The 17360-nt window shown below is 36.5% G+C and carries 15 protein-coding genes; 7 read left to right on the top strand and 8 right to left on the bottom strand.

Annotated features, from left to right (window positions below; all coding sequences use genetic code 11):
* Positions 1-91 precede the first annotated feature (91 nt).
* From CQ046_RS15255 to CQ046_RS15240, 4 genes are all read left to right on the top strand, one after another.
* On the top strand, positions 92-697 hold the full coding sequence (locus CQ046_RS15255) for a Crp/Fnr family transcriptional regulator (RefSeq protein WP_105703104.1): 606 nt from the start codon (positions 92-94) through the stop codon (positions 695-697).
* A 224-nt stretch (positions 698-921) separates the two neighbouring features.
* Positions 922-1287 (top strand): DUF3302 domain-containing protein, encoded by a 366-nt coding sequence (locus tag CQ046_RS15250; protein ID WP_105703103.1) that lies wholly within the window; start codon positions 922-924, stop codon positions 1285-1287.
* Between the two features lie 5 nt (positions 1288-1292).
* Positions 1293-2450, top strand: coding sequence for an HlyD family secretion protein (locus CQ046_RS15245; protein WP_105703102.1), 1158 nt, complete (start codon positions 1293-1295; stop codon positions 2448-2450).
* A 1-nt stretch (position 2451) separates the two neighbouring features.
* Entirely contained in the window at positions 2452-3852 is a 1401-nt protein-coding gene (locus tag CQ046_RS15240) for a TolC family protein (RefSeq protein WP_105703101.1), read from the top strand.
* Positions 3853-3903: 51 nt separating this feature from the next.
* Here the strand turns inward: CQ046_RS15240 and CQ046_RS15235 are convergent, their stop codons facing one another.
* The 6 genes from CQ046_RS15235 to CQ046_RS15210 all read right to left on the bottom strand — a co-directional run bounded on the left by CQ046_RS15235 (position 3904) and on the right by CQ046_RS15210 (position 10427).
* Positions 3904-4392: a DUF6691 family protein gene (locus CQ046_RS15235; protein WP_105703100.1), complete on the bottom strand. Its 489-nt coding sequence runs from the start codon at positions 4390-4392 to the stop codon at positions 3904-3906.
* A 22-nt stretch (positions 4393-4414) separates the two neighbouring features.
* Positions 4415-4978: a YeeE/YedE family protein gene (locus CQ046_RS15230; protein WP_105703099.1), complete on the bottom strand. Its 564-nt coding sequence runs from the start codon at positions 4976-4978 to the stop codon at positions 4415-4417.
* Positions 4979-4987: 9 nt separating this feature from the next.
* Complete coding sequence (locus tag CQ046_RS15225; RefSeq protein WP_105703098.1) at positions 4988-6409, bottom strand: MBL fold metallo-hydrolase; 1422 nt, start codon at positions 6407-6409, stop codon at positions 4988-4990.
* Positions 6410-6493: 84 nt separating this feature from the next.
* Complete coding sequence (locus CQ046_RS15220; RefSeq protein ID WP_105703097.1) at positions 6494-7288, bottom strand: sulfite exporter TauE/SafE family protein; 795 nt, start codon at positions 7286-7288, stop codon at positions 6494-6496.
* Between the two features lie 266 nt (positions 7289-7554).
* A complete protein-coding gene (locus tag CQ046_RS15215; protein ID WP_105703096.1) occupies positions 7555-8196 on the bottom strand; it encodes a Crp/Fnr family transcriptional regulator in 642 nt (213 codons plus the stop codon).
* An 8-nt stretch (positions 8197-8204) separates the two neighbouring features.
* Complete coding sequence (locus tag CQ046_RS15210) at positions 8205-10427, bottom strand: beta-N-acetylhexosaminidase (RefSeq protein WP_228406972.1); 2223 nt, start codon at positions 10425-10427, stop codon at positions 8205-8207.
* Between the two features lie 272 nt (positions 10428-10699).
* On the opposite strand from CQ046_RS15210, the gene CQ046_RS15205 reads away from it, so the two are divergent.
* Positions 10700-11521: a DUF4197 domain-containing protein gene (locus CQ046_RS15205; RefSeq protein WP_105703094.1), complete on the top strand. Its 822-nt coding sequence runs from the start codon at positions 10700-10702 to the stop codon at positions 11519-11521.
* A 389-nt stretch (positions 11522-11910) separates the two neighbouring features.
* On the opposite strand, the gene CQ046_RS15200 is transcribed toward CQ046_RS15205, so the two are convergent.
* The gene (locus CQ046_RS15200) at positions 11911-12564 is read right to left on the bottom strand and encodes a CoA transferase subunit B (RefSeq protein WP_105703093.1); all 654 of its coding nucleotides are present in this window, start codon (positions 12562-12564) and stop codon (positions 11911-11913) included.
* 122 nt (positions 12565-12686) lie between these two features.
* On the opposite strand from CQ046_RS15200, the gene CQ046_RS15195 reads away from it, so the two are divergent.
* A complete protein-coding gene (locus CQ046_RS15195) occupies positions 12687-14486 on the top strand; it encodes an ABC transporter ATP-binding protein (protein WP_105703092.1) in 1800 nt (599 codons plus the stop codon).
* A 51-nt stretch (positions 14487-14537) separates the two neighbouring features.
* On the opposite strand, the gene CQ046_RS15190 is transcribed toward CQ046_RS15195, so the two are convergent.
* Entirely contained in the window at positions 14538-15239 is a 702-nt protein-coding gene (locus CQ046_RS15190) for a CoA transferase subunit A (protein WP_105703091.1), read from the bottom strand.
* A 363-nt stretch (positions 15240-15602) separates the two neighbouring features.
* On the opposite strand from CQ046_RS15190, the gene CQ046_RS15185 reads away from it, so the two are divergent.
* The gene (locus CQ046_RS15185; protein WP_105703090.1) at positions 15603-17132 is read left to right on the top strand and encodes a hypothetical protein; all 1530 of its coding nucleotides are present in this window, start codon (positions 15603-15605) and stop codon (positions 17130-17132) included.
* Positions 17133-17360 lie beyond the last annotated feature (228 nt).

Raw genomic sequence — 17360 nt, 5'->3', positions numbered from 1 at the left:
ATACCCACAAATCTAAAAAAAACTTCCATGAAATCCTCATGACGGCTCAACGAATATCCGTGTATTATTTTTATTTATCTTTACTGCTGTAATGGACTCTTTTAAAACTTTCAGAAATATACCTTTCTTTCAGGAACTCACTGATGAGGAAATTACTATTCTGGTCAATATCAGTACCCCCAGACTGCTTCAAAAAAAAGAAAAACTGGCAGAACCCGGTAAACCTTTCAACCATTTATTCATTCTTTCCAATGGATTATTAAGGTTTTTCTTTGATGATGAAAACGGGGTGGAAAGCAATCTTTTTTTACCTTCCGAAAAGGAATCTGCCATCATGGAAAGCCCGGAATCCTATTCTAATGACAATGAAAGAAAATACACCATAGAAGCGGTAATAGAAAGCCAGATCTTTTTGTTTAATAAAAGTGAATTTGAGGAAATAGCCTTTCAGCACAGAGGTATTTATAATGTATACCTCAAATCTTTAAAGCTCATCATCAACATAGCCAAAACACGTATAGAACAGTTTTGTTCTACTTCTCCACACTCGCGGTATGAAGAGTTTCTGGAAAAAAGACCTTTCACTTCCCAGAATGCCAACAGAAAGTATATTGCTAATTTTCTGGGTATTACTCCCAACTCTCTTTCGAGGATGACAGCCCGTATTCATAAAAAAAGGAACGAAAGAAAAAAATAACTTAGGAATACTTTTTCTCATTTTATTCATTCTATTTTTGCTTACTCAAAACACGATTATATCAAAATTTAAAAAGCAAAATGAGAAAAATATCACCTGAAAAAACAACTTATTATTGAATTGTCTTTAATCTCAATTAAGATTTAATGTAACCTAACGTATAAGTACTGACGGCCGGGTTACCACCTTGTTTACACTTCATTATTACCTTATACAATTATTTTATGCAAAGAATATCATTACTTCTTTGCCTGTTATTATCATGCAATTTTGTTCAGGCATCAACAGGCAGTTTAGAAGATACTACAGCAAATTCTGCTTCCTGGTTCATTTTACTTGTTTTACCTATAGCAGGAATTTATCTTTTCTGGAAAGTTCACATTTATCCGGAAAAGGTAGCTGAGAAAAAGAACCATCCTCAGCTGAAAGCCATAAAAAGTATGTGCCTCCTTTCCCTTGTTTTTGGAGGCCTTTTATGGCCGATTGCCCTGATCTGGGCCAACTATGACTATGGGAATCAAAGTCCTCCCGAAAAAGAAACAGAGAACACAGATTTTACTGAAGAAGAATTTAAAACAATCGAAAATTAAAAAAAATGCTGGAATTACTAGTTGCAATATATGCCGGAATATGCTGGCTTCTTATCAAAAAACTCAAACTCATTCCCTGGACATTTACCACTCAGGTAGTAGTATATTCACTTCCTATTTTTGGGTCTATTGCTTTAATATTAAGCTTAAATTTTTACTGCCCTATTACCTCTGATGTAAAAGTGGGAAACAGAAGTGTGGATATTACCACTCAGGTTCTGGGAAGGGTAAAAAAAGTATATGTGAGCACCAATCAGGAAGTAAAGAAAGGAGATACGCTGTTTGTGCTGGACAGAGAGCCTTATTTACAAGAGATCAAATCTCTGGAAGCTAAGCTCAGCAATATGAAAGCTACTGTAAGCTCTTATAATACGGACATCTCAGCATCCAGAAAAAATATTGCAGGTTTACAGTCACAGCTGGATCTTGCTAATAAAAGAGCTGCACAGTACAAGGAACTGGTGGAAGCCGGAGCAGCCAATAAATTTGATCTGGAACAGGCTATTACCAATGTGCGTGATCTTCAGTCCAGAATCAGTGCGGCACAATCACAGCAACAGTCTTTGGAAACAAAATCCAATGCTTCTTATGATGGAGAAAATTCGTCTGTATCTGAAATTCAAGCTAAGCTGGATCAGGCAAAATGGAATCTTTCACAAACCGTTGTTGTAGCTCCTACAGATGGTGTAATTCCCAACGTCCAGCTGAATGAAGGAGCAATCATGGCACCTTTCAAGTCTGCATTTGTTCTGATTCAAAAGCAGCAGTCGGTGATTGGATTTTTTGCCCAGAATGAGCTTGAAGCCGTAAAAAACGGCGACGAAGTAGAGCTTGCTCTTAAAACAGCACCGGGAAAAGTAGTAAAAGCGAAACTGGAATACGTCATTGATGCTACCAGCCAGGGAATTATGAATAATGCAGGCGGTATGCTTGGAGGAAACGGTTCTACAGCCGGACTTCCCGATACCGCCAGACAATTACCTGAAACGGACGGAAAGCTTATTGCCAAGTTTGTCTTGGAAGACCATCAAAAACAGCTTACCGTAGGGGCAAGAGGAACAGCGGTTATTTATTCTGATCATATCAAACCTCTCCATCTCATCCGAAAAGTAATGGTGCGTATTAACAGTAAAATCAATTATCTGGTTCTTAAACTTCATTAATATGTACAAAAATTTAATTTTACTGGGTATACTTTCCGTAAGTTTAAGCTCATGTATCGGATATAAAGAGCCTACGAAGGAAAATATAAATCAGCTTAAAGAAAAGAGTGAAATTGTTTCTCATATAGAAATTCCGGACGAATGGATCTTTGACAGAAAAGCGAATTCAAGATCAATTTCCTACGATTGGGTAAATGATCTTAAAACGCCTCAACTGGAAACCCTCATTAATGAAGGAATGTTGTACAATGCTGATCTCATCATTGCCAGAGAAAAACTTACTCAGATTGAGCTGGCCATGGAAATTGCAGGAAGTGATCTTTATCCTAGTGTAAATGCGGTTGCCAATACGTCCAATAATCTGGTAAGTAACACCCACATTCAGCGTCTTGCTTTAAAAGCTAATTGGGAAATTGATCTTTGGGGTAAGAATAAATCTTCACAGATGGCAAGTACCAGCAGTTATTTTTCTGCGAAACATCAGAATACATTGCTGCACCAATCTATTGCAGGAATGATTACTAAAGCCTATTTTCTGAATATTGCAGGAAATATTCAGGAAGATAAGATTGAAAGCTATATTCAAAAGTCTAAAGATCTGGAAAAGCTCTATGCTATTCAAAAGAAAGTGGGTACGGCAAATGCCTTAGATATTTCGAATATTTCAGCAGAGATTATTTCTTTGCAGGGGTATCTGGAAAAGGTGAAAAATGCCAATACACAATCCAAACGATCATTGGAACTGCTTTCCGGAAAGTATCCGGAAGGAAAACTGGCTACCCAGAACTTTTTCAATCCTGCAGGCAATCGTATTCCTGAATCTTTTCCTCTTGAACTTCTGGAGAACAGATCAGATATACAGGCCAGTCATTTTCAGATTGAAAAGGCTTTCTACGAAGTACAACAGGCTAATGCGGCAAGGCTTCCTTCATTGAGTATAAGCTCTTCGCTGGGTAGTGCAGGAAGTAATGTGGAATCTATTAATTCTTTATTTTCAAATCCTTTATTAAAAGTGGGTGGCGGATTGGTTTCTCCATTGTTCAACAGTGGAAAGCTTAAAAAGAATGTTGAGATAAAAAACTCTCAGCATAAGCAGATAGTTGAAGAATATTCAAAGGCGGTTCTGAATGCGTTAAACGAAGTGGAATCTTCTTTAGCCAATCTCCATTCCATTGAAAAGCAGATGACTTATACCACTCAAGCTGTCAATGAACTGAAAAACAATATTAATCTTACAGAAAAACAAATAAAGGTAGGTATCAACAACAGTTTTGTACTGATCCGTAAACAAAGGGATCTTCTGAAAAATGAAATGAACCTCATCAATCTGGAACTTCAGTACAGAATAGAGCGTATTAATCTTTATATGGCTTTAGGAGCTGAGAACTTCATTTATTCATAATTTTATACTTAAAAAGACTGCAAATAATATTCTGCAGTCTTTTTTTATAAGTTAATGAGGCAGTTTATCTCTGAAATATCCATATACCCATGTTCCTGCAATAGCGCTCAAAAGTGTGACTGATACTGCTAAGACTCCGGTTCCGATCTGCGCAAACAGAGGTCCGGGACAGGCTCCTGTAATTGCCCATCCAAAACCAAATATCAATCCTCCGTAGATCTGACCTTTATTAAACTTTTTTGGAGTCAGCGTAATAGGTTCACCGTGGATTGTTTTTATATTGAATTTCTTGATCAGCCATACTGAAATCATTCCCACCAATACAGCACTTCCTATAATTCCGTACATATGGAAAGACTGCAGGCGGAACATTTCCTGTATTCTGAACCAGCTGATCACTTCTGCTTTCACAAAAATAATCCCGAATATAACTCCTGCAGCGAGGTATTTCAAATTGTAATACCATGGATGAGTAAGGGTACTTTCGTTCACGCAAAGAGCATCCTGATGGCGGATTTTCTGTTCTTTTTCTTTTATCATGATATAAACTTTTCTTTTAAAATTATAGGGAAAGAATGATTGGTAGAATAATATTCGCCATTAAGAAACCACCGATCATAAAACAAACTGTTGCTACCAAAGAAGGCCATTGCAGATTGGAAAGTCCCATAATCGCGTGTCCGCTGGTGCATCCTCCCGCATATCTCGTTCCGAAACCTACTAAAAATCCGCCTACTACCATTGTGATCAATCCTCTCAGGGTTAAAAGACTTTCAAAATTCATCAGTTGTACAGGAACCAGATTACTGTAATCTGTAATTCCGTAGCCTGCCAGCTCTGCTTTCAGATTGGGGTTGACTGTTATTTCATTGGGGTTCACCAAAAAATGGGAAGCAATCATTCCTCCGAAGAATATTCCCAGTACAAAAAATAGATTCCAGACTTCTTTTTTCCAGTCGTATTTGAAAAAATTCACATTGGCAGGGATACAGGCTGCACAAATATGCCTCAATGAGGAACTGATTCCAAAGGATTTATTTCCCATAATCAATAAAGCAGGAACGGTAAGACCAATCAACGGACCGGCAATATACCATGGCCACGGTTCTTTTATAATTTCCAACATTTTTTATTTTTAATCTAATTTATTTAAAATTTTAGTCTGACACACAAAATCGCTTTTAGGAATACCTGTAGATACAATCGTTTTAAAACCACCTTCAATTTCCGAAAAATTTCTGTACCCTCTTGCCTGAAGGATGCTCGCTGCCATTGTGCTTCTGTAGCCGCTTCCACAGTGCATATAGAAATGTTCCCTCGGATTTATCTGATGAATCCATTCATTGATATAGGCTAAAGGTTTGCTGTAGGCTTCATGAATATGTTCTGCATGGTATTCACTTTCTTTTCTTATATCAATGATTTTTGCTTCTTTTTCTTTGATTTCGATTTCAAACTGCTGTGCAGAGATACGATTGACAAAATCTGTTTCTTTTCCACTCTTTTTCCAGGCTTCAAAACTCCCTTCCAAAAATCCTAAAATATGGTCAAATCCTACTCTGCTCAAACGCGTCACCGCTTCTTCTTCATTTCCATTTTCCGTTACCAATAGAATAGGCTGGTTTACATCTGCAATTAAAACGCCTACCCAAGGAGCAAAATCACCATCCAGACCTATATTGATAGACTGTGGAATAAATCCTCTGACAAATTCACTACTGGTTCTTACATCTAAAATCAAAGCTCCTGAAGCTTCAGCAATTTCTTCAAACTGTTCGGGAGAAAGAGCATGCAATCCTTGGGAAAGGACTTCTTCAAAACTACTATACCCCTTTTTATTCATCATGACATTCATCCCGAAATATGCTGGTGGAGGTAAAAGCCCGTCAGTCACTTCATTGATGAAACTCTTTTTATCCTTTTGATTCAAGGCATAATTGGTTCTCTTCTGATTTCCCAGTGTGTCTGACGTTTCTTTCTGCATATTTTTACCGCAGGCAGAACCAGCTCCGTGCGCTGGATAGACAGTAATATCATCATGTAAAGGCATTATCTTATTATACAAACTATCATATAAGAGTCCGGCAAGTTCTTCCTGTGTCATATTTGCTCCTTTTTGGGCAAGATCCGGGCGGCCTACATCTCCAAGGAATAAAGTATCACCACTGAAAAGTACTTTTTCAATTCCATTTTCATCAATTAACAGGTAACATGAACTTTCAAGGGTGTGTCCTGGTGTATGAAGAACTTTGATTTTAATATTTCCTATTTCGAATATCTGCTCATCTTCTGCAATGATGGCTTCAAATTCAGGATGGGCTGTAGGACCGTAAACAATTGGAGCTCCGGTTTTATGGCTTAAATCAAGGTGACCACTGACGAAATCTGCATGAAAATGGGTTTCAAAAATATATTTTAATTGTACTCCATCTTCTTTCAATCTGTTGATATAAGGTTGTGTTTCTCTTAAAGGATCAATAATTGCAGCTTCTCCGGCAGAGGTGATATAATAAGCGCCCTGTGCAAGACATCCTGTATAAATCTGTTCTATTTTCATTGTATTTTATTTTTGATTCTGTTATCTGATACAAATCTCCTGCTTTCCTTTTTCCTGTACAGTCACTTTTGTTACATAAGGAAATTAAAGGAAGATTTCTTTGGCAATGATATAAATACCCATGATCAGAATAAACCATCCAAATGTGGGTTTCAATTTTTTACCATCAATCTTTTTTGATACTTGTGAGCCTATTATAATTCCTGCAACGGCAATGGCTGTAATAGAAAGTAATAGTTTCCATTCTATTTGCACATGATTTACGGAAGAAAGAAAACCAATCAGAGAATTGATAGAAATGATGACTAATGAAGTTCCTATGGCAACCTTCATTGGAATTTTTAAAAGATTGACTAATGCCGGAATGATCATGAAACCACCTCCTGCTCCCACCAATCCGGTTAAAACACCCACTATTAAGCCCTGTCCTGCGGCCAGAAAAGCACTATTCTGATCTGTCTGATGTTCTAAAGGCTTTTCTGAAATACTTTTTATTATCATTTTATAAGAAGCAAAAATCATTAAGACCGCAAAAATCAGGAGTAAAAAAATATTTTTGGTTATGGTAAAGTTCTGTATTTTTAGTACTTCCTCAGGAATTAAGGGAAGAAGATATAGTCTGGTCAGAAAGATGGAAATAATGGAAGGAATTCCGAATATCATCGCTATCTTAAAATTGATTAATCCTTTTTTAAAATACGATACTGATCCTACCAGACTACTTATCCCTATTACAAAAAGAGAATATTCCGTTGCCATAAAAGCATCCATTCCAAAGAGATAAACGAGTACGGGAACAGTGAGAATACTTCCTCCACCTCCGATTAAGCCCAGAGAAACTCCTATTAAAACGGCTGCTGCATATCCTATAATTTCCATTTTGCTATTCAATAATTATGATGCAAAAATGGGAATGTAAGAAGAAAGCTACAGCTACTTTTGTTACATAAGGAGATTTTTTAACACAAATGAACACGAATAGGTTCACAAAGAACACAAATAAGTTTTTTTGGGAGGCTATATTTTGAGATTGCTTCACCTACGGTTCTCAATGACTTTTACCACCCCGTCAAAAATTTTTTGAATTTTTGCCACCACTCCGAAAGTGGGTAATATGAGTGCCTTTGATTGAAGTGAAGTGGAGTTTACGAGTTCAGGGGTTTCAGTAGAGTGATTTTGTTTCTGCCCAGCTTAAGTTTTCCATCTTCTTCTAACTGTTTCAGAAGTCTTGATACTACTACTCTTGCGGTTCCCAGTTCATTGGCCAGCTGTTCGTGGGTTGTATGAATGGTTTCAGAGCCGGTAAGCTCGGATTTTTTCTGTAGAAGATTTAAAAGCCTTTCATCTACTTTTTTGAAAGCGATAGCATTAATAATATCTAATAACTCTTCAAATCTTTTATGATACAGTCTGAAGATATAATCCAGCCACTCCGGATGTTCTTTGATGAATAAAGACACTTTGTCTACTGGTAGAAAAAGGATTTCTGCATCTTCTTCAATCTCTGCTTTTACGATACTTTTTTCATTATGCATTCCACCCAGAAATGACATGATACAGCTTTCACCAGCTTTGATATAGTATAATAAAATTTCGCGTCCGTCTTCTTCAGTTCTGATGACTTTCAGCATTCCTTTCATCACAATAGGAATGGAACGGATGGAAGCATTTTCATCTAAAATAATATCTCCTTCCTGATAATTTTTTGCTGTACCATAATGATACAGCTTTTCTACCAGCTCCGGGGATGATGAGAATTCGGAAGAAAGTACGGTGTCGTCCTGCATTTTTTATTCTAATTTACGCCAATTTCATCAACAAACAACCACGCTTTTGAATCTGCTCCGGGATTTCCTGCCGGAATAATACCTGCATTTTCGATATTTACTTTCAGGTATTTTGCATTATGCGTTCCTACATTTACTTTCATTTTCCCGTGGGCACCTTGAATTTCTGCAGTTCCGATTTCTTTAATCAGTTTAAAGTCTTTGTTATTATCGGAAACAAAAATCTTTGCAGATTTAGCCAGATGAATCCAGCTTCCTTTATTTTCAAGGGTATTAAAATAAACTTCAGAGAAGACTGTCTTCTGACCCAAATCTATTGTTGCCACCACATCTTTCCCCTGGAAGCCAAGCCATGTTTTACCTAATTGCTTTACATTTCCAATGATACCGTCTACCAAGGTGAAAGCACCTCCAAAAGAGTAATTCTCACTGGGCTGCTGCTCAAGGGTTATCTTTTTCCCTGTTGTTTTTGAAACAGTAAATTCCTGTGTAGATACCGCACTCTTCAACTGACCTTCTTCGAAATAAGCCGATTTAATGGTTAAAGAATTAGGAATCTGAACTGCATTCTGATAGGTTTTAGAATTGATAGAAGGATTGGTTCCGTCCAGCGTATATCTGATACCGTTTGAGTTTTGTGAGGTTGAAAGTTCGTAGGCAATTCCACCATTAGAAGGAATTACTTTTCCGGTGATGTTATAAATACTTTTTGCATAATTAACATTCATTTTATCCAGAACTTTAAACTGATTGATCACTCTGTTTTCAAATTCTTTATATTTTTTAGGGTCCGATGTTCCCCATCCCACTTCAGAAAGCGCCATTAATCTTGGAAAAATCATGTACTGTACCTGTTTAAAATCTAAAATATATTCTGTCCACAGATTCGCCTGAACTCCCATGATGTATTTAGATTGCTCTACATTCAATTCAGAAGGAATAGGATCGTAAGAGTATACTTTTTCTAAAGGTGTAAAACCACCGAAAGCATTAGGTTCAGACTGCGGATCTCCTTGATAATGATCAAAATAACAATATGCACCTGGGGTCATTACAGCAAAATGTTTTGATTTTGCTGCTTCAATACCGCCGTTCACACCTGTCCAGCTCATTACGGCTGCATTCGGGGCTAATCCGCCTTCTAAAATTTCGTCCCAGCCAATAATTTTTCGGCCTTTGCTGTTGACATATTTTTCAATTCTATGAATAAAATAGCTTTGTAAGCCATGTTCATCTTTTAAATTATTTTTCTTAATCAATTCCTGGCAGTGTGCACATTCTTTCCATCTTGTTTTCGGACACTCATCACCGCCAATATGAATGTATTTGGATGGGAATAATTGGATCACTTCATCCAGAACGTTTTCCAGAAAGGTAAATGTTTCATCTTTCGGGCAGAAAACATCATCAAAAACGCCCCATTTTGTAGCAGCTTCAAAAGGTCCTTTTGTACATGCCAGTTCAGGATAAGCTGACAGTGCGGCCAAAGCATGACCCGGCATTTCTATTTCCGGAACGACTGTGATATGCCTTTCCTGAGCATATTTCACCACATTTTTGATGTCTTCCTGAGTATAAAAATAAGGTCCGTAAGGTTTGCCGTCAAAGGTATTGTCAACATAAGCCCCAATCATGGACTCTTTACGTTTTGAGCCGATTTGAGTAAGTTTCGGATACTTTTTTATTTCAATTCTCCATCCCTGATCATCCGTCAAATGCCAATGGAACGTGTTCAGCTTGTACATTGCTAGATAATCTATGTATTGTTTCACCTCATCCACTGTGAAAAAGTGACGACAGACATCCAGATGCATTCCTCTCCATGCAAATTTTGGCTGATCTTCGATCTTCATTAAAGGAATTTTCTTCACCTCTTTATACTGTTCAATAATCTGAATTAAGGTTTGAAGTGCCAGAAAATATCCTTGCTTGGTATAAGACTTAATATGAATCTGTTTTGGAGAAATTTCTATTGAATAATATTCTTTCTTCAGTCCTGCATCTTCTGCCAAAGCCGGAGGGATCATAGAGTTTGACAAATGAATTCCACCACCCTTCTGAGCATATTGAAATTCTAATTGAGAGCCTATTCTTTTTTTGAAATATTCTGTCTCTTCTTTCGGCAGATCACCACTTAATATGAATGTTTCAGGGATTACAAATTCTCCCTGCGAAAATTCAACTTTTTGAGGGTAAGGAATTAGATTCAATGTATTTTGAGCAAAAATCATGTTTGAAATCAATACAAAAAACACTAAAAAAGTACGTATCATTGGAAATGGTTAAGGTTTGAGCTAAGATAATTATTTTTCAAAACTCTTGTAGTCTTTTTAAAAACAAAATTAAAACATCTTAAGTCATTTAAGTTCCTGCGAAATAATTTACAGTTGTCAAATCATATGCTTAGAAATTGTTCTATAACATCCTCTATATTATGGTTTGCTTTTTGATCAATTTAGCTGACTTAAAAAAATTAAAAGGTTTAAATTTGTAAAAAAATAAGATGAAAAAAAGCATTTTTCTTGCAGCTGGATTATTATTCTCAATGTCAGCACAGGCACAATTTTTAGATATCATAAAATCTACTGTTAAGAGCAAAACAGGTGTAGACCTTAATGTTCCCGTAAAAAATAGCGGTACTGCAACAACACCTGCCACTACTACGACGACAACTTCTGGCAAAACCAATAATTCACCTGTCAACCTTGGAAGTCTTACTTCTACTCAGATTTCCTCAGGATTAAAAGAGGCTTTAAGTATGGGTGTAACAGATGGAGTAAAAAAACTTGCTGTAACGGACGGTTTCTTCAAAAATGAAGCCGTAAAGATTTTAATGCCTGAAAAATTAAGAAAAATTGATACCACTTTACGTTCCATCGGAATGGGAAGTCTTGCTGATGAAGGGGTAAAACTATTAAACAGAGCTGCTGAAGATGCCGTAACAGAAGCTGCTCCTATTTTCGCGAATGCTATTACTTCCATGACAATTACAGATGCCAAAAACATCTTATTAGGTAGTAATAATGCTGCAACAAGCTATTTGCAAGGAAAAACCCAGACTCAGCTTTTCAGTGCTTTTCAGCCTAAAGTAAAAGCTTCGTTAGGAAAAGTAGGTGCTGATACACTTTGGAAAAATTTGATTTCAAAATACAATACATTTACAGGGCAAGCTGTAACTACTGATCTTAACGAATATGTTACTACAGAAACCATCAATGGGGTATTCAAAATGGTAGCAGATAAAGAAAGCGGGATCAGAAATACTCCAGCCATGAGAACGACAAGTATTTTGCAGAAGGTATTTGGGGCTCAGGATGGGAAATAAAATAAGAAGCTAGATATTAGAGGTTAGATTGACATACTAATCGTTTAGATATAAAAGCTGTTTCATGATGAAACAGCTTTTTTTGGTTTTAATTTCTTTTGTCTTGAAATCGAAGATTCGACGTAGTCAAACAAAAGAAACAAAAGTTCAAGACCGGGAGCTCTCCGCTAAAAATAATTCCTGTTCTCTAAAAATTCTAAACTTGCGCGATTTCTATATTGCTTCATCGGTTCTGAATTCGTCTCGCGCTTCGGACAGGAGAATTTTCTTAATGTTCACAGGAGTTATTTTTTTGACGCTGCGAGCTCCTATATCGCTTTATTTCTGACTTCTTATAAAAAGTTTCGGCCTCACTTTGTGAGGCCGAAACTTGTATATTTTTTATCAGATTAGAACTGCATTTCAGGAATTTCTCCTTCAATAATCAGATCTGCTTCTGTAGCTTTGATAATATCTTCTACTGAAACGCCCGGAGCTCTTTCTACAAGCTTGAATCCTTCCGGAGTAACGTCCAGAACAGCTAGTTCAGTAACCACTTTTTTCACACAGTTTACACCTGTTAAAGGAAGTGTACATTTTTTTAGGATTTTACTTTCTCCTGCTTTGTTTACGTGCATCATAGCTACGATAATATTTTCAGCAGAAGCCACAAGATCCATCGCTCCTCCCATTCCTTTCACCATTTTTCCGGGAATTTTCCAGTTGGCAATATCTCCATTTTCGGAAACTTCCATGGCTCCAAGAATCGTAAGGTCTACTTTCTGACCACGAATCATCCCGAAACTAAAGGCAGAATCAAAGAATGAACCTCCTTCCAGAATAGTAATAGTCTGTTTTCCGGCATTGATGATATCAGCATCTTCTTCTCCTTCGAAAGGGAAAGGTCCCATCCCCAAAACTCCGTTCTCACTCTGGAATTCTACGGAAATACCTTCCGGAACATAGTTGGCAACCAAAGTAGGAATTCCAATTCCCAGGTTTACATAATAACGATCTTTCAGTTCTTTTGAAATTCTTTTGGCAATTTGTTCTTTTGTAAGCATAATAAAAACTTAGACTGCAATTTAATTATTTTCACTTGAATACAAAAGGGCTTTGTTGTATTCAATAATTAACACTGTTAGTTAAAATAATATCTGTAATTTTGCCCCATTATTTTAACAGAATGAAAATACTTTTTAAATATCTTAAACCTTATCAGTGGCTGATTCTCATTTCTTTATTTTTGGCTACTATCAATCAGGTTTTTTCTTTATTTGCCCCGGCTATCACAGGAAATATCCTTGATCAGCTGGTTACTCACCCTAATTTTTTTGATAAAGAAAAGTTATTGCCCAGAAACCTGAATGAATATTTATACGGAAGTTCGGTATATCACGGTGCTTTTTATTTTCTGGGGTTGCTTATCGGAACTGCAATGGTGAGCAGAATTGCCAAAGCTTTTCAGGATTATGTGGTAAGTGTAATTACCCAAAAGTTTGGAGCCAAAATATTTACAGACGGCTTAAAGCACTCTATGGCCTTGCCTTATCAGGAGTTTGAAGACCAGAGAAGCGGTGAAACCCTTTCTATTTTAACGAAAGTAAGAGAAGATACAGTAAAATTCATCACTAATTTCATCAATATTTTCTTCGGGATTCTGGTGAGTATTATTTTCGTTTCGGTCTATGCTATTCGTCTACACTGGTCTATTATGCCTGTTTATATCTGTGGAATTTTCTTTATTGCTATTGTTACCAATTTATTGAGCAAGAGAATCAAAGTGATTCAGAAAAATATTGTGACTGAAACAACTGCTTTAGCCGGAAGTACTACAGAAAGTCTTCGAAATATAGAGATTGTTAAAAGTTTAGGGTTAACCAATCAGGAAGTGATCCGTCTAAATAATAATACCTATAAGATTCTTGGTCTTGAATTGAGAAAGGTAAAAAGCATCCGTTCTTTGAGTTTTATTCAGGGAACTATGGTTAATTTTCTTCAGCAGCTAATTACACTGACTTTATTGTATTTAATTTTTAAAAACATTGTTACTCCAGGTCAGTATCTGTCTCTGATGTTTTATGGTTTCTTTATTTTTGGGCCAATGCAGGAAATAGGGAATATTATCATTTCTTATCGTGAAGCAGAAGCTTCTCTTCAAAACTTTGACCGTTTGATGAAGAAAGAAGTAGAAGAAAAACCTCTTCATCCAAAGAAAATCGGTGCGATTGAAGAACTGGAATTTAAACACGTTTCTTTCAAACATCAGTCCGCTCAGTATAAAGCTTTAAATAATATCTCTTTTGATCTTAAAAATGGTGAGACCATTGCTTTTGTAGGACCGAGTGGTTCAGGAAAAAGTACATTGGTAAAGCTGTTGGTGGGATTGTACAGACCTCAGGAAGGTAATATTTTCTATAATGGAATTAATGGAAAAGAATTTGATTTTGATGAACTGAGAAATCAGATTGGTTTCGTAACACAAGATACCCAGTTATTTGCAGGAACTATTAAAGAAAACCTTCTTTTCGTTAATCCTTCCGCTACTGAAGAAGAGCTGGCAGTTGCTTTACAAAAATCAAGCTGTACGGCATTGCTGGAAAGAGCGGAAAAAGGAATAGAAACAGTTATTGGAGAAGGCGGTCTGAAGCTGAGTGGTGGTGAAAAGCAAAGAATTGCCATTGCAAGAGCTCTTCTTAGAAAACCTCATCTGTTGATTTTTGACGAAGCAACTTCTGCATTGGACAGTATTACCGAAGAAGAAATTACTACTACCATCAAAGACATTTCGAAGGAAAGAGAACAGATTACCGTGCTTATTGCACACCGTTTAAGTACCATTATGCATGCTGATAAAATCTATGTTCTTGAACGCGGGCAGGTGGTAGAAACAGGTTCCCATGCCAACCTTATTGACGAAAAAGGACTTTACTACGCTATGTGGAGACAACAGATCGGAGAAAGAAAAACACTTACTCCTCAATGATAAAAAAAGCGCTGAATGTATGTTCAGCGCTTTTTATTTTATCGTTTGAGCTTATTCTTTAGTTCTCACTGTTCTCTGCTCAATTCTTTTTTCAAATTTTTCTCCCTGGAAAATTCTCTGAATCATGATTCCCGGAATATGAATTTCATTTGGATCCAATTGTCCCGGTTCTACCAGCTCTTCTACTTCAGCAATGGTAATTTTTGCTGCACCCGCCATCGGATGGTTGAAATTTCTTGCAGATCCTTTGAAAATAAGATTTCCTGCATGATCACCTTTCCATGCTTTTACGATAGAATAATCTGCATCGTAAGCATGCTCCAGGATGTGAGGCTTCCCTTTGAAATCTTTCACTTCTTTTCCTTCTGCAACTTCAGTTCCGTAGCCTGCAGGAGTATAAAAAGCGGGAATTCCCGCCTGAGCGGCTCTGCACTTTTCTGCTAAAGTTCCTTGTGGAGTAAGCTCTACATCCAGTTCACCTGAAAGCATCTGTCTTTCAAATTCAGCATTTTCTCCTACATAAGAAGAGATCATCTTCTTAATCTGTCTTTTGTGAAGCAATAATCCTAACCCGAAATCATCTACTCCTGCATTGTTTGAAATACAAGTCAGATCTTTCACATCGCTTTCTACCAAAGCATTAATTGAGTTTTCCGGGATTCCGCAAAGTCCGAATCCGCCAAGCATCAGGGTCATTCCATCTTTAATTCCTTCGATGGCCTCCTTCGCATTTTTTACTCTTTTATCTATCATGAAATATTAGATTTTTCTGTTGGCTAAATTTAATAAATTTTCCGGTATATCTGATGAACGGAAACAGTACTGAATCTCATACTTTTTAAAAATAACATTTAAGAATATCATAATCAGAACATTACACCTAAAACCGAACAAGTCTGTTCATTTTTTATTTTATTTCTCGTCAAATTGATTTATATTTGAACCCTCAAAGCCGAAAATACAGTATATTTTATTGTTATCGGATGTAATTTAAACACAATTTTAATGTAAAAATTATTCTTTAGTAAATTATTACTACCTCTTTTCGCATAATTTAATCTTCTACAGATACACCATCACCATAATTATATACAAAATCAAACCTTAAATAAAAACATGAAAAAATTATTTACCTCAGCATTACTTGCCCTGGTATTGAGCATTAATGTATATGCTCAGGAAAAAACGTATTTCGATGAAAACTGGGAGAAAACCACTCAGGATAAAATGGAATATTACCGTGAAATGACTCCTAAAGGAAAACTGACCCTTATTAAAGATTTCTACAAGGATGGAAAACTTCAAATGGAAGGACTGGCTTCTGACACTACCCCTAACAGTGAGGTTTTCGACGGAAAAGTAACCTGGTATACTCCGGAAGGAAAAGTAATGACTGTAACCACATTTTCCAAGGGCAAGCAGCTGGGAGCCTCTCAATCTTATGATGAAAAAGGAAGACTTACGGAAGATGTCAATTATAAATCCGATGGCACTTTCGATGGAAAGACATTCCTTTATAAAGATATAGAAAGTGAATATTTTTATAACAGCATAACCACTTATGAGAATTCTATCCCTGCAAAGACCATCGTTTATGATGAAGATATAAAAGGAGTTAGATACGAAAACTATGCTACAAAAGACGGCGGTACTGAAACCAAATATTATGACGAAAAAGGAAAGCTTATTGGTACTGCACCTTCAGGCTCCGGAGAAACTTTACTGGTAGATTATTATCCAAATCCGATGAGAGTTTCTAAAATTGAAAAATATAAAAGCGATGGCAGTGTGAAGGAAGGTGTTATCTATGGCAAAAATGGGAAACTGCTGCAAGAGCAAAAAAACAGTAAAAAAGATGGCTATAAAACCACTTACGATGAATCCGGAAAGAAAATAGGACATCTTGTTTATCAGTTTGACAAAGAAAATGATACCTTCAAACCTATGGATGGTGAAGATTACCAGTTTAATTATGATTCTACCCAGATTTCGGCTATTGATTTTTATAAAAACGGATCTATCGTATTAAGTAAATCTTTTGATGAAGCCGGAAAATTATCCTCAGAGAAAACATTTAAAGATGGTGAGACACAGGAGATCAAATATTACAGCCCGGAAGGAAGTCTGAAATCTACACTGACTTATAAAGATGAGATGCCTTATAACGGTACATCCTATGAAGGACTTACCGAAACACAATATAAGGAAGGCGTTATAGTGAATATCAAAATGTATAATGAAGAGAAAAAGCTAAAATCTGAGAAAAAATTAAATTCTAAGCAAACAGCTTATGACGCCAATATCTATGATAATAAAGGTACTCTTTTATACACTTACAACCAGCCTTTAAATGAAGACGAAGATAATTACTTTTTTACGGCACAAATTATACAGTATGTAAAAGGAAAACCTGCCAACAAAGCTTCTGTAAAAAAAGGTATCCTTCAAACCGGAAAAATAAAATTAGCCACCTTAAACGGGTCTAAAGAACTTGAACGCAGTGGAAAGTGGGTACTGTTAAAACTATATGGTACGGATGGAAAACTTATTCAAGAAACTAAAACATTGGCCGATATCCCTGAAGAGTATGCTTCTACTGAAAATCCGGCAGCAATGAGCGAGGATGATCTGTACTATTTTGACTAATCACCACCTATATATTTAAGGCAGTTTCAATTTTTTGGAACTGCTTTTTATTTGCCCACAGATGACACAGATTTTCACAAATGATTATGCTTATTTTTGACTCTGGTAGAATTCCTTATATAATGCAGATTTTGCTGACTCAACTGATATTTGTATGAACTTCATATATGATATTGTCCACAGATTGCGCAGATCTTCACGGATGATTATGGGTATACTTTGTGAAAA

It is taken from the genome of Chryseobacterium sp. MYb7 (assembly GCF_002979455.1).
Classification (GTDB): domain Bacteria; phylum Bacteroidota; class Bacteroidia; order Flavobacteriales; family Weeksellaceae; genus Chryseobacterium.
This window is presented reverse-complemented; position numbering and strand designations above follow the sequence as displayed.